The organism is Geomonas sp. Red32 (assembly GCF_023652955.1).
GTDB lineage: Bacteria > Desulfobacterota > Desulfuromonadia > Geobacterales > Geobacteraceae > Geomonas.
This window is the reverse complement of record NZ_JAKLOY010000001.1, coordinates 315761-341811: the sequence shown is the minus strand read 5'-3', so window position 1 is coordinate 341811 and position 26051 is coordinate 315761. Positions and strand designations below refer to the sequence as shown.

General features: G+C 62.9%; 26 protein-coding genes and 1 riboswitch. Of the genes, 17 read left to right on the top strand and 9 right to left on the bottom strand.

Annotation, left to right across the window (positions count from 1 at the left end):
* Positions 1–124 precede the first annotated feature (124 nt).
* Positions 125–841: a FadR/GntR family transcriptional regulator gene (locus tag L4X63_RS01520; RefSeq protein ID WP_250676819.1), complete on the top strand. Its 717-nt coding sequence runs from the start codon at positions 125–127 to the stop codon at positions 839–841.
* A gap of 238 nt (positions 842–1079) precedes the next feature.
* On the opposite strand, the gene L4X63_RS01515 is transcribed toward L4X63_RS01520, so the two are convergent.
* The 6 genes from L4X63_RS01515 to L4X63_RS01490 all read right to left on the bottom strand — a co-directional run bounded on the left by L4X63_RS01515 (position 1080) and on the right by L4X63_RS01490 (position 6576).
* The gene (locus L4X63_RS01515; RefSeq protein ID WP_250676818.1) at positions 1080–2255 is read right to left on the bottom strand and encodes an ABC transporter substrate-binding protein; all 1176 of its coding nucleotides are present in this window, start codon (positions 2253–2255) and stop codon (positions 1080–1082) included.
* Between the two features lie 80 nt (positions 2256–2335).
* Complete coding sequence (locus L4X63_RS01510) at positions 2336–2629, bottom strand: coiled-coil domain-containing protein (protein WP_250676817.1); 294 nt, start codon at positions 2627–2629, stop codon at positions 2336–2338.
* A 61-nt stretch (positions 2630–2690) separates the two neighbouring features.
* On the bottom strand, positions 2691–4130 hold the full coding sequence (locus L4X63_RS01505) for a hypothetical protein (RefSeq protein WP_250676816.1): 1440 nt from the start codon (positions 4128–4130) through the stop codon (positions 2691–2693).
* Between the two features lie 62 nt (positions 4131–4192).
* Positions 4193–4939 carry an amino acid ABC transporter ATP-binding protein gene (locus tag L4X63_RS01500; RefSeq protein ID WP_284694439.1) on the bottom strand — a complete coding sequence of 249 codons (747 nt, stop codon included), beginning with the start codon at positions 4937–4939 and terminating at the stop codon, positions 4193–4195.
* Positions 4926–5711 (bottom strand): amino acid ABC transporter permease, encoded by a 786-nt coding sequence (locus tag L4X63_RS01495; protein ID WP_250676815.1) that lies wholly within the window; start codon positions 5709–5711, stop codon positions 4926–4928. Before L4X63_RS01495 ends, L4X63_RS01500 begins: the two co-directional genes overlap by 14 nt.
* Before the next feature lie 124 nt (positions 5712–5835).
* On the bottom strand, positions 5836–6576 hold the full coding sequence (locus tag L4X63_RS01490; RefSeq protein ID WP_250676814.1) for a basic amino acid ABC transporter substrate-binding protein: 741 nt from the start codon (positions 6574–6576) through the stop codon (positions 5836–5838).
* Positions 6577–6970: 394 nt separating this feature from the next.
* Here L4X63_RS01490 and L4X63_RS01485 point away from each other — a divergent pair, with 394 nt between their 5' ends.
* From L4X63_RS01485 to L4X63_RS01475, 3 genes are all read left to right on the top strand, one after another.
* Positions 6971–7873 (top strand): DMT family transporter, encoded by a 903-nt coding sequence (locus tag L4X63_RS01485; protein WP_250676813.1) that lies wholly within the window; start codon positions 6971–6973, stop codon positions 7871–7873.
* Positions 7874–7963: 90 nt separating this feature from the next.
* Complete coding sequence (locus tag L4X63_RS01480; RefSeq protein WP_250676812.1) at positions 7964–8527, top strand: outer membrane protein assembly factor BamD; 564 nt, start codon at positions 7964–7966, stop codon at positions 8525–8527.
* 276 nt (positions 8528–8803) lie between these two features.
* Positions 8804–8885, top strand: a riboswitch (cyclic di-GMP riboswitch).
* A gap of 114 nt (positions 8886–8999) precedes the next feature.
* On the top strand, positions 9000–10250 hold the full coding sequence (locus L4X63_RS01475; RefSeq protein ID WP_250676811.1) for a diguanylate cyclase: 1251 nt from the start codon (positions 9000–9002) through the stop codon (positions 10248–10250).
* A 139-nt stretch (positions 10251–10389) separates the two neighbouring features.
* Here L4X63_RS01475 and L4X63_RS01470 read toward each other — a convergent pair whose 3' ends face one another.
* Positions 10390–10605 carry a hypothetical protein gene (locus L4X63_RS01470; protein WP_250676810.1) on the bottom strand — a complete coding sequence of 72 codons (216 nt, stop codon included), beginning with the start codon at positions 10603–10605 and terminating at the stop codon, positions 10390–10392.
* Positions 10606–10898: 293 nt separating this feature from the next.
* On the opposite strand from L4X63_RS01470, the gene L4X63_RS01465 reads away from it, so the two are divergent.
* From L4X63_RS01465 to L4X63_RS01450, 4 genes are all read left to right on the top strand, one after another.
* Entirely contained in the window at positions 10899–11096 is a 198-nt protein-coding gene (locus L4X63_RS01465) for a CsbD family protein (RefSeq protein WP_284694438.1), read from the top strand.
* 149 nt (positions 11097–11245) lie between these two features.
* Positions 11246–11437, top strand: coding sequence for a Thivi_2564 family membrane protein (locus L4X63_RS01460; protein WP_250676808.1), 192 nt, complete (start codon positions 11246–11248; stop codon positions 11435–11437).
* Positions 11438–11555: 118 nt separating this feature from the next.
* Positions 11556–11705, top strand: a complete 150-nt coding sequence (locus L4X63_RS01455) for a lmo0937 family membrane protein (RefSeq protein WP_250676807.1) — start codon at positions 11556–11558, stop codon at positions 11703–11705.
* A gap of 116 nt (positions 11706–11821) precedes the next feature.
* Positions 11822–12727 carry a hypothetical protein gene (locus tag L4X63_RS01450; protein WP_250676806.1) on the top strand — a complete coding sequence of 302 codons (906 nt, stop codon included), beginning with the start codon at positions 11822–11824 and terminating at the stop codon, positions 12725–12727.
* Positions 12728–12916: 189 nt separating this feature from the next.
* On the opposite strand, the gene L4X63_RS01445 is transcribed toward L4X63_RS01450, so the two are convergent.
* Positions 12917–15403, bottom strand: a complete 2487-nt coding sequence (locus tag L4X63_RS01445; protein ID WP_250676805.1) for a sensor domain-containing protein — start codon at positions 15401–15403, stop codon at positions 12917–12919.
* 719 nt (positions 15404–16122) lie between these two features.
* On the opposite strand from L4X63_RS01445, the gene L4X63_RS01440 reads away from it, so the two are divergent.
* From L4X63_RS01440 to bfr, 9 genes are all read left to right on the top strand, one after another.
* Positions 16123–16818 carry an outer membrane protein gene (locus L4X63_RS01440; RefSeq protein ID WP_250676804.1) on the top strand — a complete coding sequence of 232 codons (696 nt, stop codon included), beginning with the start codon at positions 16123–16125 and terminating at the stop codon, positions 16816–16818.
* Between the two features lie 21 nt (positions 16819–16839).
* Positions 16840–17415 (top strand): hypothetical protein, encoded by a 576-nt coding sequence (locus tag L4X63_RS01435; protein ID WP_250676803.1) that lies wholly within the window; start codon positions 16840–16842, stop codon positions 17413–17415.
* A 364-nt stretch (positions 17416–17779) separates the two neighbouring features.
* On the top strand, positions 17780–19294 hold the full coding sequence (locus tag L4X63_RS01430; RefSeq protein WP_250676802.1) for a mercuric reductase: 1515 nt from the start codon (positions 17780–17782) through the stop codon (positions 19292–19294).
* Between the two features lie 13 nt (positions 19295–19307).
* A complete protein-coding gene (locus L4X63_RS01425) occupies positions 19308–19991 on the top strand; it encodes a TVP38/TMEM64 family protein (protein WP_250676801.1) in 684 nt (227 codons plus the stop codon).
* 130 nt (positions 19992–20121) lie between these two features.
* Positions 20122–21177 carry a pyruvate dehydrogenase (acetyl-transferring) E1 component subunit alpha gene (gene pdhA / locus L4X63_RS01420; RefSeq protein ID WP_250676800.1) on the top strand — a complete coding sequence of 352 codons (1056 nt, stop codon included), beginning with the start codon at positions 20122–20124 and terminating at the stop codon, positions 21175–21177.
* A 1-nt stretch (position 21178) separates the two neighbouring features.
* A complete protein-coding gene (locus L4X63_RS01415) occupies positions 21179–22141 on the top strand; it encodes an alpha-ketoacid dehydrogenase subunit beta (RefSeq protein WP_250676799.1) in 963 nt (320 codons plus the stop codon).
* A 107-nt stretch (positions 22142–22248) separates the two neighbouring features.
* Positions 22249–23535 carry a dihydrolipoamide acetyltransferase family protein gene (locus L4X63_RS01410; protein ID WP_250676798.1) on the top strand — a complete coding sequence of 429 codons (1287 nt, stop codon included), beginning with the start codon at positions 22249–22251 and terminating at the stop codon, positions 23533–23535.
* A gap of 29 nt (positions 23536–23564) precedes the next feature.
* Positions 23565–24416 carry a rhomboid family intramembrane serine protease gene (locus L4X63_RS01405; protein WP_250676797.1) on the top strand — a complete coding sequence of 284 codons (852 nt, stop codon included), beginning with the start codon at positions 23565–23567 and terminating at the stop codon, positions 24414–24416.
* Between the two features lie 454 nt (positions 24417–24870).
* On the top strand, positions 24871–25335 hold the full coding sequence (gene bfr, locus L4X63_RS01400) for a bacterioferritin (protein ID WP_250676796.1): 465 nt from the start codon (positions 24871–24873) through the stop codon (positions 25333–25335).
* Positions 25336–25397: 62 nt separating this feature from the next.
* Here bfr and L4X63_RS01395 read toward each other — a convergent pair whose 3' ends face one another.
* Positions 25398–25838: a PAS domain-containing protein gene (locus L4X63_RS01395; protein WP_250676795.1), complete on the bottom strand. Its 441-nt coding sequence runs from the start codon at positions 25836–25838 to the stop codon at positions 25398–25400.
* Positions 25839–26051: the final 213 nt, after the last annotated feature.

Below are 26051 nucleotides of genomic sequence, written 5' to 3'. Positions count from 1 at the left end.
GCGCTTGTCAACAGCTTCCTAGATGTTCGATATTGCAATGGATATACTCTCCTGATATAAAGGTTGTACCGTTGCCAGGAAGCCCAGCGGCAGCCCCATCACCGCACGAGCGAAAGGATTCTTGATGTTCCGTCAGGCAAAGCAGAGCAGGGTGTACCAGGATGTAGTGGAGCAGATCCAGGAGGCGATCGTCACCGGGAAGCTGAAGACCGGGGACCAGCTCCCGGCCGAGAGGGATCTCAAGGAGAGGTTTCAGGTGAGCCGGGGGACGCTCAGGGAGGCGCTCAGGGTTCTCGAACAGAAGGGACTGATCGAGATCAGGACCGGGGTGGCCGGCGGCTCCATCGTCAAAGGGGTGGGGACCGAGCAGGTCAGTGCCAGCCTCGGGCTTTTGATCCGCTACAAGAAGGTCTCCCTGCAGAACCTGGCAGAGTTCCGTATCGGGCTCGAAGGCGATATCGCGGCGCTGGCCGCCCGCCGGGCCGACACGGAGGATCTGGTCAAGCTGAAGGCGCTTCTCTCTGCCGCCGGCGATCATCTCGCCAACGGCCCGGACCACTGGGACAGCTTCATCACCACCGACGAACAGATTCATCTCAAGATCGCCGAAACGACTAGGAACCCGCTCTTCATCTCGGTGCTGGAGTCCCTATCCTGGAACATCCACACCTATTACGAGAGCTTCCTCCCGAAGGACGAGGAGCTCATGAAGGAGAACCACCAGGACATGGTGCAGTTGATCGCCGCCATCGAGGCCCACGACTCCGAAGAAGCCCGCCGCATCGCCCGCGAGCACGTCCGCCGCTTCAGCGCCTACATGGAGAAGCAGAAGGTCAAGTAGCATCAAGCCCCCCTGCAGGCAAATCCCTAGGGGCCAAAAGTCCCCCTTGTTAAAGGGGGATTTAGGGGGATTTGCTTCTCCATCTGTGTGAGTCAAATCCCCCCTGTCCCCCCTTTGTGTTCCCCCTGTAATTGCGGGAAGAACCAAGTAAAGCGGTGTTGGGGCACCCGGAAATAAAAAAGGCCCGGCAGATCGCTCTGCCGGGCCTTTTCATTGGGAAGATTCCCTTCTTTGCAGCCTAGTCCATCTTGACCGGTACCTTGGCCTTCAGGGCGTACTTGCCTTTTTTGACTTCCAGCAGGGCAAGCGGAGTCTTGATCGGCTCGCGGTTGGCGCGGATGGTGATGGTGCCGGAGACACCTTCGAAGTTCTTGGTCTGGCCGAGAGCGGCCTTGAAGACCTTCGGATCGTTGCTCTGGGCGCGCTTCATGGCGTCGGCAAGCAGCATGACGGCGTCGTAGCCCTGGGCGTCGAACAGACCCGGCTCCTGGCCGTTGAACTTCTTCTTGAAGGACTCGACGAACTTGGCGGTCGTCGGGGAAGCCTGCTCAGGCGAGAAGCCCAGAGCGCACATGGAGCCATCGACGGCCGGGCCGCCGAGCTCGATGAACTTCGGAGAGAAGAGGCCGTCGCCGCCGAACATGTTGGCTTTGAGCCCCTGCTTGCGGGCTTCCTTCATGATGAGGGCGCCCTCGGTGTAGTAGCCGGAGAAGAAGATGACGTCCGGGTTCTTCGCCTTGATGTTGGTGATCTGGGCGGAGAAGTCCTTGTCGCCGTCCTTGACCTTCTCGTCGGCCACGATCTGGATCCCTTTCCCTTTGGCGGCATCGCGGAAGGTCTGGGACAGACCGACGGAGTAGTCGTTGTTGTCGGAGGTGATGACGGCGACTTTCTTGAACCCGAGGTCCTTGGTGAAGTAGTCGATGCAGGCGGGGATGGCGACGGAGTCGAGCAGGGTGTCGCGGTAGATGAAGTCGCCGTTTTCGACCACGCCCGGGCCGGTGGCGCCGGCGGAGAGCAGGACCACCTGGGCTTTCTGGGCGATGGGGGCGGCCACCTTGGTGATGCCGGTGGTCGGGTCGCCGACGATGGCGGCTACGCCGTCGCGGGTGATGAGTTTCTGGGTGACCGAGGCGCCTTCCTGCTTGTCGCCGCGGTCGTCGGCTTCGACGACCTCGATCTTCTTGCCGTTGACACCGCCGGCCGCGTTGATCTCGTCGGCGGCCATCTTCATCCCTTCCAGGGTCGGTTTTCCGAACATGGCGACGTCGCCGGTCAATGCACCCAGGAAGCCGATCTTCACGGTGTTGCCGCTAGCGGCCGGGGCTCCCCCTTCTTCCTTCTTCTTGCAGCCGAAGCCGCCAGCGGCCAACAGACCGACCAGCAACAGAGCCGCGCACTTCTTCATGGTCATGAGCACTCCCTCCTTGTTGAGAATACAGACTGCGCAACATTAAAGTATTTTTGCCGAATCACAAAGGAAAATCAGCGGTTTTACCGGCCGCCACCGCCACCGCCGGCTCCGCCGGGCTTGTTGAGGTCGTTGAGGAGCGCGGAGACCTCGTCGAGCTTGCGCTTGAGCGTCTGGAGCTCGTCCTTGGTGTAGACCTTGTTCCCCTTCTTGATCTCTTTCTGCAGCTTCTTGACTTGTTTCTGGATGGAATCTACCTCACCTGCGCAACCCTTAGCGGCCAGCAGGCACTCGTCCTTGTCGGGGGAGCTCTGGGCGTGGACCGGTGCGGCGGCGAGCATCAGACCCGCCAGTATCATCACAACAAGTTTCTTCATGGCAGCCTCCTGTAGAAAAGATGGTGGAAGAGCCGCCGGGGCTACCCCCGGCGGCGGGCGGTTAGAAGGTGTAGTTCACGAGCATTTTGACGTCCCACGGGTTGTCCGGGGTTTCGCCGTTCTGGGCCACGCTGTTGTAGTAGCCGCCCAGGAAGACGTAGCCGCCACGGGCGGAGAAGGTCACCGAGTCGTTGAACTTGTAGTTCGCCTCGGCGTTGAGCTCGGTGCCGAGGTAGCTGGTAGCGTTCACGGAACCGGTCTTGGCGTTCACCGAGGTGTACTGGTTGCCCTTCGCGATGGCGGCGAAGCCCGCGTTCACGCTGGCGGTGATCTTGTCGGTGCAGGGATGGTCGTACCCTACCGAACCAAAGTATACACCTTGGTTTTTGTTGTTGGCGTCGAACACGATGGCGGAGTCGTTGGTGAGACCGTTTTTGTCGCGGCCCAGAATGACCATCTCGTTGTTCCAGAAGCCGGACTCGCTGTAGCCGAAGTTGGCCGGGGTGTAGAAGGCGTTGGTGGTGTGGCCGTTGCCGTTGTCGCCGGAGACGTAGAGGAACTCGCTTCTCAGGGTGCCGGTGCCGACCTTGGTGCGGGCGCCGACGTTGGCGGCCCAGGCACTGCGGTGCCTGCTGGCGTTGTTCACACCCGGGGTGGTGAAGAAGTCCTGGTTGAGGCTGCCGTTGTGGCCGAACTGGTAGAGGGCGAAGCCGTCCAGGGTGACCGGGCCGACGTTGGTCTGGAAGTTGAGGCCGGTGGTGTGGGCGGTGAGGTCCTCGATGAGCTGGTTGCCGTTGCCGTCCATGATGTCCACGTGGGTGGCGTTCACGAAGTAGTAGGCGAGACCCACTTTGGTGTTGTCATTGATCTTGTACTTGCCGTCGAACAGGGCCATGTCGCGGGCGTCGTGGCCAAGCGAGGTGAACGGGTTGACCTTGCCGGTGGTGTCGTTCCAGCGGAAGAGACCGACCGAAGCGGTGACCGGAAGGTGCTTGCAATCGTGGGTGAGGAGGAGGCCGGCCATGTCGGCCGAGAAGAAGATCCCCTTGAAGGCATCGTCGACGCCCTGCATACCAACCTTGGCGTTGGTGGCGAGGGAAGCGTTGTTGAGATCAAGGTAGATGTTCTTGGTCTCGATGTTGACGGTGTCGGCGCCCAGCGCACCACCCTGGTTGCGATGGGTGGTGTAGCTCGAGTTACCCCAGTAGGAGTAGTCGAGCTCGAACTTGGTGATCAGCTTCACGTCCTGGTTCGCCTTGGCGATGTAGGCGAGACGTGCGCGCTGCTCGAAGAAGTTCGCGTTGTGGGCGTCGGACGGCTTCCCGTCCGGGGTGTAGCGGGCCCCGGCAGCGTCGAGGTTGCCGGTGCCGTTGAAGTTCGAATCGTCGAACTGCAACTGGAACATCCCGTGGAATTCGTTCTCCAGCGCAAGAGCCGGAGCTGCGGTGGCGGTCAGCGCGCCGGCGAGCGCGAGGACCAGGAGTTTACTGCTAGGTTTCATGGTGCCCTCCTTGAAAATTTGGTGGTGAGGCTAATGCCCGCCACCTTGTTGCAACTGCACAGTTACAGGATCTGACTCAAAAACAGCTGGGTCCGGGGATGGGCCGGGGCGGTGAAGAAGTGCTCCGGCGTCCCCGCCTCGAGGACGGCGCCCCGGTCCATGAACAGCACCCGGTCGGCTACCTCGCGCGCAAAGCCCATCTCGTGGGTCACCACCACCATGGTCATCCCTTCCCGGGCCAAGCCCTTCATGACCTCGAGCACCTCGCCGATCATCTCAGGGTCGAGCGCCGAGGTCGGCTCGTCGAACAGAATCATCTTGGGATCCATGGCGAGCGAGCGGGCGATCGCCACCCGCTGCTGCTGCCCGCCCGAAAGGCGCCCCGGGTAGGCGCTTGCCTTGTCGGTCAGCCCCACCTTGGCCAAAAGTTTCGAGGCCCGCTCGACCGCCTCGTCCTTGGGACGCTTTCTCACCACCATCTGGGCGAGGGTGAGGTTCTCCATCACGGTCTTGTGCGGGAAGAGATTGAAGGACTGGAAGACCATCCCGACCTCCTCGCGCACCTTGGTGATGTCGGTCTTGGGGGCGTAGAGGTCGACGCCGTTGACGATCATGCTCCCGGAATCGATCTCCTCCAGGCGGTTCATGGCGCGCAGCAGGGTGCTCTTCCCCGAGCCGGAGGGGCCTATGATGACCACCTTCTCCCCCTCGGCAACGTCGACCGAGACGCGGTCGAGGGCCTTGAACTTTCCGTAGTACTTGACGACCTCGCGTGCTTCCACCATCTTGCGGGTATTACCTGCCGGCATTGATACGCTCCTCCATGATTCCGATCAGCTTCGAGAAAAACAGGGTGATGATGAGGTAGATCAACGCGATCACCGTGTAGGTCTCGAAGTAGGTGAAGGACTCGGAGGCGAACTCGCGGCCGCGCCGCAAGAGGTCGGCCACCGCGAGGATGGAAACCAGCGAGGAGTCTTTCAATAGCGCGATGAACTCGTTGCCGACCGGCGGCAGCACCACCTTGAACGCCTGGGGGACGACGACGTGGCGCATGGCCTGGCTCCGGGTCATCCCCAGGGTGAGCGCCGCCTCCATCTGCCCCTTGGGAATCGACTGGATCCCGGCCCGGAAGACCTCTCCCATGTAGGCGCCGTAGCAGACGGCCATGGCGATGATCGCGGAGAGCATGTCGGGGACCTTCACGAAGCGCCCCAGGGCGTAATAGATGTAGAAGATCTGGACCAGCAGCGGGATGCCGCGGATCACCTCCACGTAGAGGGAGGCGAGCCCGTTGGCGAGGCGGTTGTTGGCGACCCGCCCCAATCCGGCGATGAGGCCGATGACCAGCGCGAGGAGGATCGCTCCCACGGTAACCTTGAAGGTGACCACGATACCGTCGGGGACGAACTTGAGAATGGTGAGGTAGGGGTCCGGCTTGGCATAGGTAAGCCAGCCGAGGACGGCGATGGCGCCGAAAAAGGCGATGCGCCACGCGGTGAATAGCCCGAGGTCCTTTTTGGTGGGAATGGCGGCGCCATCACCCACTTCGATCTGCTTCTTTGCTTCGTTTTCGTGCATTCGCTTCGATTCCTTCACTGCTCTTGCGTATCCGGCACTGCCAGCTCTCCGGTTCCCGCCTCTCAAACGAGACGGGGATGGAGGGTTGCCGCGCATCCCCCATCCCCGGAGCCTTCCTCGAAGACTACTTCAGCCACTTCTTCTTGAGCTGCTGGTCGATCTTCTTTTTCTTGACGGCGGTGATGCCGCGGTTGAGGAGGGAGACCAGCTCCTTGTTACCCTTCTTCACGCAGATGCCGTAGGCTTCCTTGGTGAACGGCTTGCCGGCGATCTTGAACTTGGCCTTGTACTCTTTTTTCTGCAGCGCGTAGATGATGGCGGTCGGCTCGTCGCAGACGACCCCCTGGATGCGGCCGGCGGCCATGTCCTCGAAGGCGAGGCCGATCTCGTCGTAGGTCTTAAGCTCTACGCCGTTGACCTTCTTGATCTCGAAGGCGCCGGTGGTGCCGATCTGGGCGCCGATCTTCTTCCCTTTCATATCGGCCAGCCTAGTGGCGCGCTCGCTCTTGGGAACCACGAGGATCTGGCCGGCATCGATGTAGGGGAGGGAGAAGTCGTACTTCTTCTGGCGCTCCGGAGTGATGGTCACCGAGGAGATGACGGCGTCGTACTGGCCGGAGTCGAGACCGGCGAAGATGCCGTCCCAGGCGGTGTTCTTGAAGACCACCTTAAATCCTGCTTCCTTGGCGGCCGCGTTGAGGAAGTCAATGTCGTAGCCGACGATGTTCTTGTTGGCGTCGACCATCTCCATGGGCGGCCAGGTGGCATCGGTAGCTACGGTAATGGTGCGGGCGGCAAGGGCAGGAGAGACGACGGACAGGGTGAGAGCAAGCACAGGCAACAGCAGGAGAAGTAACTTCTTCATGGACACGACCTCCATCTTGAGATAATAAACAATTGTTTTGGCTGTTTGAACGGACTACTTGTAAACAGCTTTTGCCGTAATGTCAATTGCTTTGGTACAACCATTTGCTTTTTGTTTGCTTTTGAAGGCGGAAATGATAAGAATGTGGCAAACTTCGCCGACACCCCTTTCTTATTCAGTGGTTGGCGGGGTTAACTTTCCCGGGGGCGTGATATCGCTCACTTCGCTGCGGGAGCGCTGCCGGAGAACGGTGCCGGTTCCGTAAAGCGGTCAGGCCATTAGGCCGCATGGCAGTCGGCCGGCGGCCGGGGGCATCGGCGGGTGGAGCTTCTGCGGGAGCCGGTTCCGGGAAATCAAAACCGGCCATTTTCAGGGCGGGTACGGAGTTTTATTCATGCTGAAAAAAGGGATGGCGGCGTTGCTGCTGCTTGTCACCACCTTCTTCTGGGGCGTTACCTTCACGGTGGTCAAGGATGCGGTTGCCAAGGCCGACGTCTTCGTCTTCCTCGCCCAGCGCTTCTTCGTGGGGTTCGCGCTGCTGGTCCTCCTCTGCCTGGTAAAGAGAAGGGCTCTCACCCGCGCCACCGCGGTAGACGGCGCCGTCCTCGGGTTCCTTCTCTTCCTCGCCTTTGCCTTCCAGACCGTCGCCCTTTGCTACACCAGCGCCACCAACACCGGGTTTCTCACCGGCCTCAACGTGGTGCTGGTTCCGCTTTTGGGGGCGCTCTTCTTCCGGCAGCAGGTGACCCTCCCCGTCGGCCTTGGGGTCACGATCGCCGCCGCCGGACTTTTTCTGCTCTGCACCGGCGGCAAGGGGCTCACCCTCAACCCCGGGGATCTTTTGGCCGCCATCTGCGCCGTTTGCGTCGCCCTGCATCTCCTCTATACCAGCCGGTTCGCCCGCAAGGGGGGAAGCGACGTCTTCTGGCTGACCGCCGTCCAGATCGGTACCGTCTTTGCTCTAAGCCTGCTGGTGGCTCTCGGGCGCGGAAAAGCGGTGCTCGTGCTGGTCCCCGGGACCGGATGGGCCATCGCCATCTGCGCGCTCTTTGCCACCGTCTTCGCTTTTTTGGTCCAGACCTCGATGCAGCGCGTGCTGAGCCCGGCCCACACGGCGCTCATCTTCTGCTGCGAGCCGGTCTTTGCCGCGCTCTACGCCTACCGCTTCGGCAACGAGGTGCTGGGGGAGTACGGCATGGCCGGGGCCGGTCTCATCGTGGCGAGCATGCTCGTCTCGGAACTTTTGCCCGCCCCCGGGCAGGCGCCGCTCATGGGAGCCGGCGGGAGCACCGATTAAATAGTGCCGTTACCTTCACCGGCCCTGGTGGCTCCTTCCAAGCCGAAGGGGGCCGCGGCAGGGCCTTTCGACAACGTAAAGGGGAGACCAATGAAGCGCAGCATGGCAGTAATCCTACTTTTCATCACTCTTACCGCGACGGCCGCGCTGGCGGAGACCCCTCCGGCCGCGGCCGAAACCGCCCAATCGCTCTACCTCCAGGCGGGGAAGGCCGAACGCCAGGAGCAGCCCGCCAAGGCGAGGGAGCTTTACGAGGCGATCATCGACCGTTTTCCGAGCAGTGAGCTGGCGGTAAAGGCGAACGACCGGCTGCTGGAGCTTTACCGCGTCCATTCCGCCCCGGTCCAGGCCAAGCCGGCACCGGTGGCGAGCGGTCCCAAGGCGAAGGCACGCGAACTGCTGGAGCTCAAGAACCGGGCCGCCGAGATCTGGGACAAGGAGCGCCGCCGCCTTTCCCTCGCCTTCTTCAACCGCTTCGACCACCGCTTCAACCGCAGCGAGCTGCGTGAGCACGAGGTGGAGTGGGACCAGGCCGCCGAGGCCAAGGTCAAGCAGGAGCTGGGAATGGGGAGCGCGGAGATCCAGAAGAAGCTTAACGAAGCCTGTCTCGAGCTGGGAATCACCGGCAGCTGCGACGAGAAGGCGCTGAAGTAGACGGCTGTTCCCCCAACAGGAAAGGGCCCGTCCCCCGTGGGGCGGGCCCTTTTTCTTACTTTTTTCCGTGACCAGACTCTTTTCTCCGGAGGGAGGCCCCGGTGGCGGGGGCGAGTTTCCTCCCGGGGGAGCATTGGAAACGGTTGCCACTCATGAGAACGAAAGAAGAATGCCCGGTAACAGTGCGGTATCGCTCAGATTGGAATGTTATAATATTAAAGAGATCGACTTGTCACCAAAGTCGGCGTATAGGGACAATGACAACTGAATAGGTTGCTACCGAAACGGCAAAGCTGGGGTAACCCTGTGACGCAAAGCTACCTGTCCATTGGCACGAATGGATCGAGGGGCTACCGAAGGAGCAGTACCATTGAGCCTACCCACTCCCGTGCCGGTAGGCTTTTGTTTTTTTTGGCCGTTGGTGCTGTTTTAATGTCTTGGGTGACTGTTTTGTAGTGTGGCGGCTATGTTCATGAATTTCGATGCTATCGGTACCCGCAACCCTTTTACCGCCTTCTATCTAAAGCTCTGCTTTCTGATCTCGCTCGTGATCATCCTGCTGTACGGGGGCTTCTACGTGCGAAACGCCGCACTGCTGGAAGCGGCGGTCAAACAGCAGGCCAGGGCCTATCTGAGCCTCATCCTCAAGGTTCGCCGTTGGAACGCCAACTACGGCGGTGTCTACGTAGAGAAAAAGGACGGCGTCGGGACCAACCGCTTCCTGAAGGAGATGGGGGTCGGCGCCGAACTTACCGCCCGCGACGGCCGGGTGCTGACCCTGAAGAACCCGTTCCTGATGACCTACGAGATTTCCAAGCTCTCCAGCCAGGACGTCGGCATCTCCTATCACATCACCAGCCTCAGGCTGGTCGACCAGCAAAACGCCCCCGACCGTTTCGAGTACGACTCGCTGAAGAAGTTCGAAGCCGGGGAGACCGAGGCGTGGTCCCTGGAGAAGAGCTCCGCCGGTCCCGTCCTTCGTTTCATGGCCCCCCTGATCATCGAGAAGCCCTGCCTTAAATGTCACGCCAGCATGAACTACCGGCTGGGGGACATCCGGGGCGGCATCTGCATCAACATCCCTTACCAGGAGGCGCAGCACAACCTGGTGGTGAACCGGGTCTGGCTGGTATCGCTTTCCGTCGGCACGCTGCTGCTGCTCCTTGGCTCGGCCTACCTCATGCTGAACCGGCTGGGTATCAAGCTGGACCTGGCGCAGAAGAGCCTGCAGGAGGCGGCCATCACCGACGAGCTGACCGGCCTTCACAACCGCCGCTTCTTCATCTCCCGCTTCGAGGAGGAGGTCTCCCGCTCGCGCCGTGACGGGCTGCGTCTGGGGCTGATGATGATCGATCTGGACGATTTCAAGTTGATCAACGACGGCTGCGGGCATCCCTTCGGAGACCTCGTCCTTTCCACTACCGCCAAAGCGCTGGCCGCCAATCTGCGCGATTACGACGTCGCGGCCAGGTACGGCGGCGAGGAATTCGCCTTCCTCATCCCCCTCATCTCGGAAGAGGACCTGGTGGCGCTGGCGGAGAGGGTCGCCAGCAGCATCGCCAACATCCAGTTCCGGCACGAGGATCAGATCGTGCGGGTCACCGCCAGTATCGGCGCCACCTTGATCAGGTCGGAAGACACCTGCGAGTCCATGATGAAGCGGGCCGATGACGGCCTGTATCGAGCCAAGACCGAAGGAAAGAACAGGATCATCTTCGTCTGAGAGGCCCACCGGGGCCGTCCAGGCCCCCTCGCCGTCCCCTTTCCCATCGTTCCCCCCTTGCCACCGCCGCCAACCGCCCGGCCCCCGGTCCGCCAACCGCCCCGGCCCTCCGCTCCGCGACAGGCTGCCGCCCCCCCGGTCAACCGGCTGCCTGCTCCGCGCTCTGCTTCGTCATCGTTTTGTAACGGGCTATGGCATTCGCCAGGGCGTGCTGCTCCGTGGTGCCGCATCTCACCACCGTACTGCCGTCGCGGAACTCGATGGTGCATTTGTAGTGCGGGCTTTTGACGAATCGGCAATGCCCGCCAGGCGCCACCGGTTCCATCCGGATGTAGGCAATGTCGTCTTCCACCATGCCGCACCTCCACCCGGCCACCGGCCCATCCCGGCCGTGGCCGCCGTCTTCCCCCCCCCCGATTGTTTCCGTGCCTGCCTGGATCGCAACCCCAGCCGCCTGCATGCGCCGCCTTTCCCACCGAACTCGCGGCGTGCTAAAATGGGGCCATGCATAACAGAAGGGGCGCAGGCCCCTGGTATCAGCATACAATAAAATTTTTTAATGGTGTCATTGGTTAGCCTGGACCGGCAGAGCGATGGCAGTCGTCGCCACCAACGTGAAGAGTGCGGCGCAAGCCGGGAGGAACAATCATGAAATCCAGCACGAAAGACACAACGAAAGGAATGCTGCATGAAGCAAAAGGTAAACTGAAAGAAGGTGCCGGCCGGATAACCCGCAACGTTTCGCTGGAAAACGAGGGAACGGCGGAGAAGATCGCGGGGAAGATCCAGAAAAACGTCGGCAAGGTTGAGAAAAACGTCGAGAGAGACTTCGACGAGGAGCGGTAGCTGACCTGGCTGCCGCGCCGGCGCATCGGTTCCGTGCGCGGCAGCGAGATATCTTGCGACAGTAGCTGCGATCGCTCTGCCTGCTGCGCGAGCAGCCGGTAACCAGGCGGGAGGGGTGCTATGAACGGAGGGCAAGGAGGAATCCTGTCATGCCCTTGATCCAGGTGATACTCGTGCTGATCGTGGTGGGAGTCTTGCTGTGGCTGGTGAACACCTACATCCCCATGGCGGCTTCCATCAAATCAATTCTCAATGCGGTAGTGGTCATCGTGGTCGTCCTGTGGCTTCTGAACGTCTTTGGCATCTTGCACACTATCACCCGGCTCCGGGTGGGACGATGAGAGGGGGAACCTTCACCGGCGGCCTGTCCGCCTGACTCCATCCGCCCCTCCCCGGAATCTTCCCGGGGCAGCCGGGCAAAACGTCCAACGGGTCAACGAGGCCCGTGAGGAGGAGATCATGCTTTGGACCATCGTGGTAATCCTGCTGATCCTGTGGCTCCTGGGGCTGGTCAGCAGCTACACCCTGGGGGGCTTCATTCACCTGTTGCTGGTACTTGCCGTCATCCTGATCGTGGTCAACCTGATTCAGGGGCGGCGCCCGTTGTGACCGCGGCAAGCCCGCGGCCGCCTTTCTGGTAAACTTGTTCCGGTACCCGGTGTCCCCCCCGCCAGCGGACGGGATGGGGCGCCAGGGACCGAGACTCCAGGTCAAAGGGGGAAGCGATGAGACGATTGCTGCTTGTGATTGCGGTTTTGGCCGTCAGCGCGGTGTCCTGCTTCGCGGATGGCGGCTATGGCATGGGGGGAGGGGGGTACGGTGCCGGGGGCGGAGGCGGCCCGATGGTGATGGGGGGCAAGTCCGATCCCCAGATGATGCTGATGATGGCCTACCACAAGGAGATCATGATCTTCGGGCGCACCCTCCAGCGCATGGCGGGCCAGCGTGAGATGGTGCCGGCCGGCATTGTGCGAACCGTGGTGGGTGAGATGAGGCGCGGCGCCGAGCAGATGGAGAAGTATCGCGCCGGTGCCATGGCCGCCATGCCGCCCGAGATGAGGACGCCGGACAGGCAGAAGATGATGGACCAGCACCTGGTGGACGTGAAGACCCATCTGCGCCAGCTCGATGAGCTGGCGGCTAAAGGCGACGTCCCTTCCGGGGAGGTCAACCGACATCTCGACGCCATCTTCCATGGGTGCGACGAGATGGGATGTGGCATGGCCGGGAGAGGGATGCATGGCAAAGGCATGCACGGCTGCATGACAGACGGGCGGTGCGGTTGCATGCACGAACAGCGTTGCGGCAGCCAATGGGGAGGTCACGACATGATGCCCGAACACCGGAAGATGATGCAGGAGATGACCCAGAAGCTCGAGGCCCAGGACGCCGATCTCATGAAGCGCGTTGAGGAAATGAAACGTGCCCCGCGGGATGCGAAAGTGGACATGCTGGGGGAAATCGTCGACCGGATGGTACATCAGCGGGCCGAAATGACCAGGCAGATGGAGAAGATGCAGAAGGCGCACATGGAGCATCACCACGGGGACGGGGGGGCGATGGAGCATGGCTGCGGCCCCGGCAGTGACATGGAGATGGGGGACATGAACATGGAAGGCGCCGACGAGTAGCCGGCGGCGTAGAGCGGGTAAAGCCGAAGAAAGCAGAAGAAAGCAGAAGAAAGCAGAAGAAAGCAGAAGAAAGCAGAAGAAAGCAGAAGAAAGCAGAAGAAAGCAGAAGAAAGCCGGGCAGGCCATGCCGCCGCCCGGCTTTTCTTTTGCCGGTCAGTCACCCTCCGCTCGTTAACTGTGCCGCAACTCCTAATGCCTTCCCTGCATCCTACCCCTCGGGTTGTGCAGGAAGTTGGGCCTCTGTTTGAGAAGGGTGGTGATCGCGGGGGCCGGAATGGGGTGGCTGAAGTAGTACCCTTGGGCTTCCTCGCTCCCCTCCGCCTGGAGCCAGGCCAGCTGCGAGGCGTTTTCCACCCCTTCGGCGATCACCTTGAGCTGCATGCTCCGCCCTATGCTGATCACCGCCCGTACCACCGCCGCGTTGTCCGCGTCGCTCGCTATGTTGTGGATGAAGGACTGGTCGATCTTCAGCTTGTCGATCGGGAGTTTCTTCAGATAGCTGAGGCTCGAGTAGCCGGTACCGAAGTCGTCGATGGAAAGCAGCAGCCCGAGCGCCTTCATGGCCGCCATGCTCCCCAGCACCTTTTGCGGATCGCTCATGATGGTCGCCTCGGTGAGCTCCAGCTCGAGCGACTCGGGTGGGATCCCGGTCTCCAAAAGGGCCTGCTCGATGGTGTCCTCGAAGTCGCGATGCTGGAAGAAGGTGGCGGAAAGGTTGACCGCCACCGATACCGGAGGGATCCCCTGCTGCTGCCACTGCTGGATCTGGCGGGTGACGGTCTTGATGATCCATTTGCTGATCTGGGTCAAAAGGCCGCTCTCCTCGGCGATGCGGATGAATTGCTCGGGGTGGATCAGCCCCCTGACCGGGTGCTGCCAGCGGATCAGCGCCTCGATCCCGCTGAACTTTCCGGTGGTGAGGTCCACCTTGGGCTGGTAGTGCAGCACGAACTCGTCATGCTCGATGGCCCGCCGCAGCTCGACTTCCACCGCGAAGCGCTGGTGGGCCTGCTGGTTTAGCTTGGGCGTGAAGAAGGCGAAGTTGCTTCCCCCCGTCTTCTTGGCGTGGTACATGGCGATGTCGGCGCACTTCAAAAGCTCCAGGTAGTCGTTACCGTCGTCGGGATAGATGCTGATCCCGATGCTGGTGTTGACCGCCGCCTGGCTCCCCTCCAGGGAAAAGCCGGTGCCGATGATCTTCTCCGCCACCACGGTGGTCTCCGAAACCCCGCAGTCCCACAGTACGATCACGAACTCGTCCCCCCCAAGCCGCGCCACCACGTCGCACGAGCGCGTGCAGTCGCTCAGCCTGCGGGCGATCGACTGCAACAGCATGTCGCCGACGTCGTGCCCCATGGTGTCGTTGATCTGCTTGAACCCGTCGATGTCGAGGAAGAGGAGGGCGACGTTGCGTCTCGCCTTCTGGGCCACCGAGAGGACCTGTTCGATACGGGCGTAGAGGGTGCTCCGGTTGGGGAGTTTGGTGAGCGGGTCGTGGTGGGCGAGGAAGAAGATGTTCTCCTCCGCCTGCTTGATGTCGGTGATGTCGAGGATGAAACCGTCCAGCCTCGCGATGGCCTGGGGATCGGTGCTGCTTCTTTGCACGGCGCAGTTGTTGAGTATCCACCGCTCGCTGCCGTTTTTGTGGATGATGCGGTGCCGGATCGGATCGTGGTCGTTGCCGGCGAAGATCTCGTTGAGGAAGTTGATCACCACCTCCCGGTCGTCCGGGTGGATCATGGTGAACCACAGCGACGGGTCCTGGTAGTAATCCTCGGGGGTGTAACCGGTGATGTCCAGGCACTTCGGGCTGTGATAGACCGACCGGATGTCGCCGTTTTCGAAGCGGACGCTGTAGACGTACTCGTTGATGTTGCTGATCAGGGTGCGGCACTGCTCCTCGCTCTTGAGCAGCGCATCCTCGGCTTGTTTGCGGATGGTGATGTCGCGGATGTTGTACTGGATCACCCGGTGATCGGTCACCTGGTAGCTGGTGCTCATCACCTCGACGACGATCTGGCGGCCGTCCCTGGTCCGGATCGGGAGGTCCTGATGGAGAAGATACTCGCGGTGCTGGAGGGCTTCGAAATGGTCGCGGGAGCCGGCAAATCCGGAGAAGTGTTCGATCTCCCAGAGCTTTCTTCCGAGCAGTTCCTCGCGCGGGATCGCCAGCATCTCGCCCAGGAAGGGGTTAACCTCGTTGATCTCGCCGGTCTCGGCGTCGACCACCATGATGCCGTCCTTGGCGGTCTCGAACAGGCGCCGGTAGCGCGCCTCGGAGACCAGCAGGGCATCCTCGGAGCGCCTGCGGCCGGTGATGTCGAGGACCGCCAGCCGGAATTCGTGCCCCTGACCGCAGCTGGTCGCCTCGATGCGGACAAAGAGGGGCTTCTCATCTTTGGAAAGCAGGGAGACTTCGCAGGTGCCGCTCTCCTCCCCGTGGGAGATACCCTCCAGCAGGGAGTCGAACTCCGGCCGGGTCTCCTCGGCGACCAGGCGGTCGAACTTCCACCCCACCAGGGTCCCCTGGTCCCGGCCGGCCAGCCTGGCGGCGGCCATGTTGGCGCCGCGGATGATACCGCTGCGGTCGAGGGTGAAGTAGCCGACCGGGGCGAACTCATAGAGATCCGTATAGCGCTGGAGAGCCCTGGTTAGCTCCTCGCACGACTCACACACGGGCGACCCCCTCCGTGCCTCATCTGCCATCGGTTGCAGTTGCGCATGGGTCAGGCGTCTGGTGGCCGTGGGTTCCGGTACAGCTTTACGGCTTCTCATGATCACCTCGAAAGGCTTAGTCGTACCCTCTAAAGGTTATGATGCTGAAAATGATAGCGCAATACAACGGTAACTTCATCCCGGGACCTTCCCTTTGTGTCTTCTTTAATATTAAAGTTGGATAATGACAGTGGTCCCCTTTTTCTTATGACTGTTTTACGAATCTAATTGATTGATTTTACGAAAAAAATGGTTCCATTGTGGCCGGAAGATGACTATAATTTTCCCCGTTTCCGTCGGCTTCTCTGTTCCGTTGCCATTCGATTAGTTCTTGCACCCAGCCCTCACCCGGCACCACCGCCCCCTCGGCCTCCTCCCCTCTCCGGGTCTAGACGCAGGACCATTGCAGTAGCCGATCTCACCCACCCGTCATTCCCCTCCGGGCCAGGCCTCGCGGCCGGTCCAGGACCATCTGCCCCCGGATTGCCGTCCGGGATTAAGGGAAGGGTGCGCCCTTGGCGTCACCCGATGGGGAGCAGTGCGCCCGGCGTCCCACCCCGGTTCCACCGGCGGTGTTGCCGGAACAGAGTCCGCTTCAGATACTGCCAGTTCTCCCGTCCGTCCGCCTCCGGGTGTGGGGCGATGGGAGGCAAACCTCAACCAGTCAAGGAGAAAGGTCAATGATTATCAGCAGAAAACTTGCGGCGCTCTGCGCTTTCGTGGCGGTGGCGGCTATACCTGCCGTCAGCTTCGCCAATGCCCCCGACCCCGGCGGGTACATCTCCTTCTTTGCCGGTTCATCCACCCCGCAGGACACCACCGTCAGCACCACCGCCTACAATCCGGTAACCACCAAGTCCGCCCTCGTGCAGTTCGATCCCGGCATCAACATCGGGGGGACCGCCGGGTACGATTTCGGTTTCGTGAGGGTGGAAGGGGAGCTCTCCTACAAGGAAGGGGAGATGAATAACGTCTCCGAGCCCACCTACGGCACCCATTACGTCAACGTGGACGGCCATGTGGGCGCCTTCTCGGCTATGCTTAACAGCTTCTTCGACATCCACAACCAAAGCCCGGTAACCCCTTACCTCGGTGGCGGGATGGGATTCTCCTCGGTGAGCGTCAGCACCGCCAAGGGGGTGGACGCCAACACCGGCGCCCTCAACTACCACATCTTCAACTCCGACGACGCGGTGGCCTTCGCCTACCAGCTGGGGGGCGGGATGGACCTCGCCTTGAACCGCAGGCTGTCGCTGGACGTCGGCTATCGCTACTTCGGGACCAGCCGGGCCAGCCTTAGCAAGGACTGGCCCAATTCCACCGACTTGAAGCTCGCCAGCCACAACGCCACCGTAGGGCTCAGGCTGAAGTTCTAGCCGCGGCCGGGAGATACCAACATGAAGAAATGGATCAAACTCGCTCTCGCGGTCCTGGTCGTGGCTGGGCTTGCCGGTTGCGGGGTGGGGGATCGGAACAGCGGCGTGGCCGGGACCGTGCCTCCATCCCAGCCCACCACCATAGTGGCGGCCACCGGAACCTTGGCCAGCGACTCCTGGGGGTACACCGGCGCCGGAGCGGTGCCGGTCCCGGCACCTTCCGGGAACCAGGTGGTGCTGGCCGGGCACACCCTCCTCGAGGATGCCGGCCACGCGGTCGTTTCCGGTACCACCGGCACCAAGGTGAGCTATTCCACCGACGAGACCAACCTTCCTGCCACCGCGAGGGGGACCGCCCCGTCCGGGTTCCTGAGCTACCTGACCGTCGAGGCGGGAGTCGTCAGCAGCGTCCTCCCCGCCCTTTCGGTCACCATTTCGGCCGGCCCGGCCACCGCCGGCCAAGCGGTCATCGTCTGCCGGTACGACGCCGCCACGGGAACCTGGACCCAGTTGGCCACTGCCACGGTGACCGCCAGCGGCGATGCCAGCTTCTCCGCCGGCCTCATGGGTACCTACGCCCTCTTCAAGGCCAGTTGATCCGCCCCCTCCGGCTGCCGCACCACTCTTCGTTGAGCATGCGATGATACCCTCGCCCCTTTAGGGGGGGCCCGAAGGGCGGGCGAGGGCGGTTTTGAGAAGGCACGAGTGCCTCGCGAAACCGGCTGCCATGTTTATGTCCTCTCCGGGACGGCCTCACGGCCGTCCTTTTTTTTATCCCTTCCCCTCCACTGCCGCCTATTCCCTCCGCTCCTCGGCCTTCCTTGTTTCTGCCGCTTCGGCGCTGAGTGCGAGCCGGGGCTTTTGCCTAGGCGGGTGGGGATGGGGTGCTATCATTAAACAAGAAACCAGTTGTTAACCGATCTTCACTGCGTTATTGTCCCCAGCGTATCCGAGGTCCCCCATGAGCGACCCGATCCTCGTCCAGCCGGACACCGAAGACAACCGTAACCTTGCCGCCAACCTCCACCCCTCCGGCTGGGTCAACCCGGTCCCGTCGGGGCGCTATAACCTGGTGGTGGTCGGCGGAGGAACCGCCGGCCTGGTCTGCGCCGCCGGGGCTGCGGGGCTTGGCGCCAAGGTGGCCCTCGTCGAGCGCCACCTGTTGGGGGGCGACTGCCTGAACGTCGGCTGTGTCCCCTCCAAGGCGCTCATTCACTCATCCCGGATGTTTTGGGAATCGCAGGGGAGAGCTTTCCCGGAGCGGCGGGCGGGGGAAATCGCCTTCGGCAAAGCCCTCGAGCGGATGCGCCGCCTGCGCGCGGAGCTGAGCCCTCACGACTCCGCCCGGCGATTCCGGGACGAGCTGGGGGTGGACGTCTTCTTCGGCCAGGGGAGCTTCACCGCCCCCGGCGAGATCGAGGTGGACGGGCGCCGCCTCCTCTTCGCCCGCGCCGTGCTCTGCACCGGAGGACGCCCCGCCGCCCCCGGCATTCCGGGGCTTTCCGAAGCGGGCTATCTCACCAACGAGACCGTCTTCGCCCTCACCTCGCTTCCCCCACGGCTGGCGGTGATCGGTGCCGGTCCCATCGGCTGCGAGCTCGCCCAGGTCTTCGCCCGGTTCGGGAGCCGTGTCACCATCCTCGAGCGAGGCGGCCGGCTTCTTCCCCGGGAGGACGCCGATGCCGGGGAGCTCCTGCTGCGCTCTTTCGTCCGCGAGGGGATAGATGTCCGCTTCCACTCGGCCATCGCATCCGTCTCGGCCGGGGAGGGGGGCAAGGCCCTGGTGCTGGAGCGGGAAGGGGAACGGGTCGAGCTGGAGGTCGACGCCATCCTGGTGGCGGCCGGCCGGATCCCCAACCTGGAGGGGCTGGGATTGGAGAGCGCGGGAATCGCTTCCGGCCGGAGCGGCGTCGTGGTGGATGATTTCTTGAGGACCACCAACCGGCGGGTGTACGCGGCGGGCGACGTCTGCCCGGGACTGAAGTTCACCCACTTGGCCGACGCCCAGGCAAGGATCGTGATTGCTAACGCGCTTTTTCACGGGCGCCAGCGCAACTCGCGGCTGACCGTCCCCTGGTGCACTTACACCGATCCCGAAATAGCCCACGTCGGAAACTACCCGGAGGAGGCTGCGGCCCGCGGGGTCGAGGCCTCCACGCTGACCGTCCCGCTTGCCGAAGTCGACCGTGCCCTCCTCGACGGCGAGACCGATGGCTTCGCCCGGGTGTACCTGAAGAAGGGGAGCGACCGCATTCTCGGGGCGACCCTGGTGGCACGTCACGCAGGAGAGATGCTCAACGAGCTGTCGCTGGCGATCGGCTCCGGGGCCGGTCTCTCCGCCATCGGGAGGACCGTTCATCCCTATCCCACCCAGGCCGAGGCTATCCGCAAGCTGGCCGACCTCTACAACCGCAGCCGGCTCACCCCCCGGCTGAAGAACCTGCTGACTGCCTGGCTTCGCTGGCAGCGGCACTAGAAAGGAGTAATCCTTGCCGGTAAAGAAAGTCATCCTGCTCGTCATCGCCCTGCTGGCGGTGGGGCTCTTCTTCTACTTCGACCTCGGGCGTTACCTGACCCTGGAGTCGCTGAAGGCCAACCGCGAGGCGGCCGCCCGCTACAACGAGATGCACCCGCTCCTCACCGTGGCCGCCTTTACTGCCATCTACATCCTCCAGACTGCCCTTTCCCTCCCCGGCGCCGCCATCCTTTCCCTTGCCGCCGGCGCCCTTTTCGGCTCCTGGCTTGGGACCGTCTACGCGGTCGCCGCCGCCACCGTCGGGGCCACCCTCGCTTTTCTGGTCGCCCGCTATCTGTTGCGGGACACCGTGCTCCGCCGCTTCGGCCCCCGCCTGGAGGGGCTTAACAGGGAACTGGAGCTCCGCGGTTTCAACTACCTCCTCTTTCTGAGGCTGGTGCCGCTCTTTCCCTTCTTCCTCATCAACCTGGCCGCCGGGCTCACCGGGATCAGGCTCGGGACCTTCGTCACGGCAACCCTGATCGGCATCATCCCCGGCGGCTTCGTCTACGTGAACGCCGGCGCGGGGCTGGCCGGCATCCACTCCCTGGGCGACGTCGCTTCGCCGCGGGTGCTTGGCTCTTTCGCCCTTTTGGGGCTCTTCGCACTGGTTCCCGCCCTTTATTCCCGGTTCGCCGCCAAGCGGCGTCAGCCATAGGGAGCGCTCTGCGGGCCTCAATGGATGGGCGGGACTCTATCAGGGCGTTATCATTACTCTCTTTGCTATCGATGACGGTGTGGTACACTTTTTGGCAGAGCACGACCAACCTCCCCTGAGAGCCCTGACCATGCCAGACACGGTAATCGCGACGTTCCAGGTACGCCAGCTCACCATCCTCGACCCCTCCGGCGACGTGGATCTGGCACTCCTTCCGAAGCTATCCGACGATCGACTCTGGGAGATGTACCGTTTCATGGTACTCACCCGCGTCTTCGACGAGCGTGCGGTCTCCCTGCAGCGGGAAGGCCGGATGGGGACCTATCCCCCGGTGAAGGGGCAGGAGGCCACCCAGGTCGGAAGCGCCTTCGCCCTCACCAAGGAAGACTGGATCTTCCCCTCCTTCCGGGAGATGGGGGTACACCTAACCCTGGGCTTCCCGATCCCGCAGCTCCTCCAGTACTGGACCGGCGACGAACGGGCCCAGCGGATCCCCGAACAGTTCAAGATCTTCCCTTTTTGCGTGGCGGTGGGAAGCCAGCTTCCCCAGGCGGTGGGGGCGGCACTGGCGGTCCGGTACCGGCGCGAGCCGGCCGCGGTGGCCGTCTTCTTCGGCGACGGCGCCACCTCGAAGGGGGACTTCCACGAGGCGATGAACATGGCCGGGGTCTACCGGCTCCCCATCGTCTTCATCTGCCAGAACAACCAGTGGGCCATCTCGGTCCCGGTGAAGGGGCAGACCGCCTCGGCGACCCTGGCCCAGAAGGCGGTCGGGTACGGGTTCGAGGGGATCCAGGTGGACGGCAACGACGTGCTGGCGGTCTATGCCGCGGTTTCCGGTGCGCTCGAGAAGGCGCGGCGCGGTGAGGGACCGGCCATGGTCGAGTGCCTGACCTACCGCATGGCCGATCATACCACCGCCGACGACGCCGGCCGCTACCGCTCGCCCGAAGAGGTGGAGTACTGGCGGAGCCGGGACCCCCTCTTGAGAATGGAGCGGTACCTGGAATCGCGTGGCCGCTGGACGCCTGAGGCTGCCGGCGAGGTCCGGGGGTGGGCCACCGCCGCCATCGATCAGGCGGTACGGGAAATGGAGGAAATCCCTCCCCCGGAACCGGCCGAGCTTTTCGAGGGCGCCCTGGCCGAGCTCACCCCCCGCCAAAAGCGGCAAAGGAAGGAGCGCTGATATGGCCCAGCTGAACATGGTACAGGCCATCAACCAGGCGCTGGCCCAGGAGATGGCGCGGGACGACCGGGTGGTGATCATCGGCGAGGATGTCGGGCGCGACGGCGGCGTCTTCCGGGTCACCGAGGGGCTTCAGGACCGTTTCGGCCCGGAGCGGGTGCTGGACACTCCGCTCAGCGAATCCGGGATCATGGGCGCCGCCATCGGCATGGCCGCCTGTGGCCTGAGGCCGGTCCCCGAGATCCAGTTCATGGGGTTCACCTACTCCGCTTTCGAGCAGCTCTTCGCCCATGGGGCGCGCCTTCGCTCCCGCTCCCGGGGGCGCTTCGGGTGCCCCATGGTGGTCCGCACCCCCTACGGCGGCGGCATCAAGGCCCCCGAACTCCACGAAGAAAGCACCGAGGCCCTTTTTTGCCAAGCCCCCGGTCTCAAGGTGGTGGTCCCCTCAGGCCCGTACAACGCGAAGGGGCTTTTACTCGCCTCCCTGCGTGACCCGGACCCGGTACTCTTCCTGGAGCCGACCCGGCTCTACCGGATGATCAAGGAGGAGGTGCCGGAGGGGGAATACCTCGTGGAGCTCGGCCGGGCCAGGGTGGCGCGGCCGGGGCGCGAGGTCACCGTTGTCGCCTGGGGAAGCATGCTGGAGCGGGTGCTGAAAGCGGTTGCCGGGTTCGATGCCGAAGTCATCGACATGCTGACCTTGAACCCCCTCGATATGGAGTGCGTACTCGGCTCGGTGAAGAAGACCGGCCGGGCGGTGATCGTTCACGAGGCGGCGCTGACCTGCGGGGTCGGGGCAGAGATCGCGGCGACCTTGGCCTGCGACGGGATCCTCTTTCTGCGGGGACCGGTCAAGCGGGTGGCCGCCCCCGACGTCCCGGTTCCCCTGGCCAAGCTGATCGACCACTACCTCCCCTCGATACAGCAGATCCAGGCCGCCGTCGAGGACGTCCTCAAATACTAGGCCCTCCCGATCCGGGCACCCGCCCCCCCGGATGAAGGGCCTTACAAACCCCAGTCCCTATACAACGGGCGCTGAATATCCCCCGATATGCGATGACAGGAGATTCCATGGCCTTTGATTTCAAACTCCCCGATCTGGGCGAAGGTATCGCCGAGGTGGAACTGCGCAAGTGGCTGGTTTCCGAGGGAGACCGGGTGACGCAGCACCAGGCGGTGCTCGAGGTGGAGACCGACAAGGCCGTGGTCGAGGTGCCTTCCCCGCGTGCCGGCCGGATCGTGCGGATCCACCGCCAGGAGGGGGAGACGGTAAAGGTTGGGGAAACGCTACTCTCCATCGAGGAGGGTGAGGCTGCAAGGGAAGGGGGAGAGCCGCCCCGGCGGCCATCGGTGGGGATTGTTGGATCGCTTCCGGAGGCGGAGGAGCACGCCCCCTCGACTCCGGAAGCTCCGAGGGCGGGTAGTGCCGCTCCCTCGCCCAGTGGCGCCCCGAGTGGGGAAGGGGCCGCCGCTGGCTCCTTCGAAGGACTGGCCACCCCGATGGTGCGCCGGATCGCGCGGGAACGCGGGATCGATCTCCGGACCGTCCGGGGAAGCGGGCCGCGCGGCTGCATCCGGCCCGAGGATCTGGAAGCAAAAGGGGAAAGGCATCGCCGCGAAGAGGCGGCGGAAGCGCTTACCGTCCCGGCGGCCTGCCCCGGAGAGGGGCTCCCGCTACGGGGGCTGAGAAAGACCATCGCCCGCAACGTCCTTGCCTCGCAACGGATGACCGCCTTCGTGACCAGTATGGAGGAGGCCGATATAACCGAGATCTGGGAGATGAGGATGCGGGAGCAGGAAGTGGTCGAATCCCGTGGCGCCCACCTCACCTTCCTCCCCTTCTTCATGAAGGCGGCCCAGCACGCCCTGCGCGAGTACCCGCTTTTGAACGCATCCATCGACGAGGAGGCCGAGGTGATCTGCCTCAAGAAGGAGTACCATTTCGGGATCGCAGTTGACACCCCCGAGGGACTCATGGTACCCGTCATCCGGGACGTGGACAAGAAGAGCATCATCGAACTGGCGGAGGCGGTGCAGGAGTTGGGTAAAAAGGCGCGGGAGCGGACCATCGCCCTCGACGAGCTGCGCGGTTCGAGCTTCACCATCACCAACTACGGGCACTTCGGGGGGACCTTCGCGACCCCCATCATCAACTGGCCGGACGTCGCCATCCTGGGCTTCGGCCGGATCGTCGAGCGTCCCTGGGTCCACCACGGGAAGATTGCCATCCGGAAGATCCTCCCCCTTTCGCTCACCTTTGACCACCGCGCCACCGACGGCGCCTATGCCGCCCGCTTCCTCGGAAAGGTACTCCACTACCTGGAGGATCCGGCTTTATTACTGCTCGAAGCGACCTGATCTTCGTAAAGGCCGAGGAAGGAAACGAAATGTCCAGACGTGCTATCTACTGTTCACATTGCGGCCGGCTCATCGGAAGCTCGGATGACCGCTGCCCCTGGTGCGGAGCCCGCCGCCCCGGCCTCTTTGCCTCGCTGGGCGACCTGAACCGGGTGGATCCCGACGGCCAGGGGCTCGTCAAGGCGATCATCACCGTCAACGTGATCTTCTTTCTCCTTTCCCTGGTCATCAGCCATAACAGGATGGGGGGCATGGGGATGAGCCTCAGCCCCTTCAGCTTCCTTTCTCCCGGGGAGCGAAGCCTCCTCGTGTTGGGGGCTACCGGGACCGTCCCGATGGAAATCGGCGGCTACTGGACCCTCGTTTCGGCGAGCTATCTCCACGGCGGTATCCTCCATCTGCTGTTCAACATGATGGCCCTGCGCCAGATCGGCCCCTGGGTTGCGATGGAGTACGGCCCCAGCCGGATGTTCGTCATCTACACCTTAAGCGGCGTGTTGGGTTACCTCGTCTCCTTCCTGGCCGGGGTTCCCTTGACCATCGGAGCCTCCGCTGCCATCTGCGGCCTGATCGGCGCCCTTTACTACTTCGGCAGGAGCAGCGGCGGGCGGTACGGGATGGCCGTCTCCAAGGAGGTCAACGGGTGGCTGATCTCCCTGGTCCTCTTCGGGCTCGTGATGCCCGGCATCAACAACTGGGGGCATGGCGGCGGCGTTTTGGGGGGCGTTGTCCTCGGGAAGCTCCTCGGCTATCAGCAGCAACGGAAAGAGAACTCAGTGCATCGCATCCTGATGGTGATCACCGTGCTGGGGACCCTTGCCATCCTGGGGCTGGCCGCTTTCCAGGCGCTCACCTACTCTCCCCACGGGCATTCCTTCTAAACGGCAGGCTGCGCTCTCCCTCCCGGAGGGAGAGCCGCCCAACGCCGCAAGTGCCGCCCGCGCTTCGCGCCCTCACCCTACTCCACTCTCACGCCCCTCACCAACGTCCCTTCACGCACCGCCACGCCAGTTTCAAGCAGGTCCAAACCAAGCCACGCCAACTCCTGCAGGTCCACCCAGGCCCCCCGCAGTCCCCCGCAGTCCACGCAGTCCCCCGCAGTCCACGCAGTCCCCCGCAGTCCACGCAGTCCACGCAGTCCACGCAGTCCACGCAGTCCACGCAGTCCACGCAGGTGGCGTCTGGTATCTCGTTGGGCCCCGCCTTGCCAACAAGGGCGGCGACGGTATAATGAATTAAAAAAATTTTATCTTTAGGGGAGTCTGAAGCACCGGCATGACGTGGAGGGAGCCGTAAAATGCGGCCGCAGGGTCATCAACTTCAAGGAGGTCATTCATGAAGGGAAACGAGAGGGTGATCGAACAGCTTAACGTGCGGCTGGCCGAAGAGCTGACCGCGATCAACCAGTACATGGTGCATGCGGAGATGTGTGAGAACTGGGGCTACAAAAAGCTGCAGTCCCTCATCCGCGAGCGGGCCATTGTGGAGATGAAGCACGCCGAAAAGCTCATCGAGCGGATTCTCTTTTTGGAGGGAAGGCCGGTGGTGAGCCGGCTGGATCCGATCCACATCGGCGGCGAAGTACCGAAGATGCACCAGTTCGACCACGCCTCGGAGGAAACCGCCATTCGCGGCTACAATGAGAGCATCCGCGTCGCGGTCGAGATGGGCGACAACGGCACCCGCGATCTATTGCAGTCCATCCTGGAGCACGAGGAGGCCCACATCGACGACATCGAGGCCCAGCTCAACCAGATCGCCCAGATGGGCGTGCAGCTGTATCTCTCGGAGCAAACCTGACGGGAGGTGGAGCGATTTCCCCCTCCCCTGGCGGGAGGGGGCGATCCCCCATCTTTAACCTCTTATCCCTGTGACATTTTCTCCAGCTCAGCCAGCCGCGTCCTCAACTCCTTTTCCTTTTGCCACTTGGCAGTCACGTCCCGCACCACGGCCGCGGTCCCTGCGACCTTTCCCTCGCCGTCGCGCACGATGGTCATCGAGAATTCGGTCGAGATCCGGCTCCCGTCCTTGCGGATGGCCGGCGCCGCCAGCAGCTGGGTCGCGTAGCGGGTGGTCCCGCTCTCCATGACCCGGAAGTATCCCTCCCAGTGCTTGGCCCGCTGGTTTTCGGGGATGAAGATGTCGAGCGACTGCCCGAGCGCCTCCTCCGCGCTGAAGCCGAACATCTTCTCGGCGGCCTCGTTCCAGAGCCGGATCTTTCCTTCCCGGTCGGAATAGACGACGGCGTCGCCGCAATGCTGCACCAGTTGCCGATAGAGCTCATCAAACGGTATCTCTTTCACGGTTACACCTCCTGCCTTAAAGCCTACCATCTCCCGTGCTCCTTTTTTTTGACCAAGGTCAACAGCGTACCGTTTCTCTCCCTCCTGCCGCTTGCGGCCTTTTTCGCCTCGCGGGCCCGGTGCGCGGCGCCGTGAAGATTATGTTAACGGCCCGGTTAAAGTGTAAACAAGATGTGCCGATAATAAGAATCACAACGGTGTTTTTCTCATGGG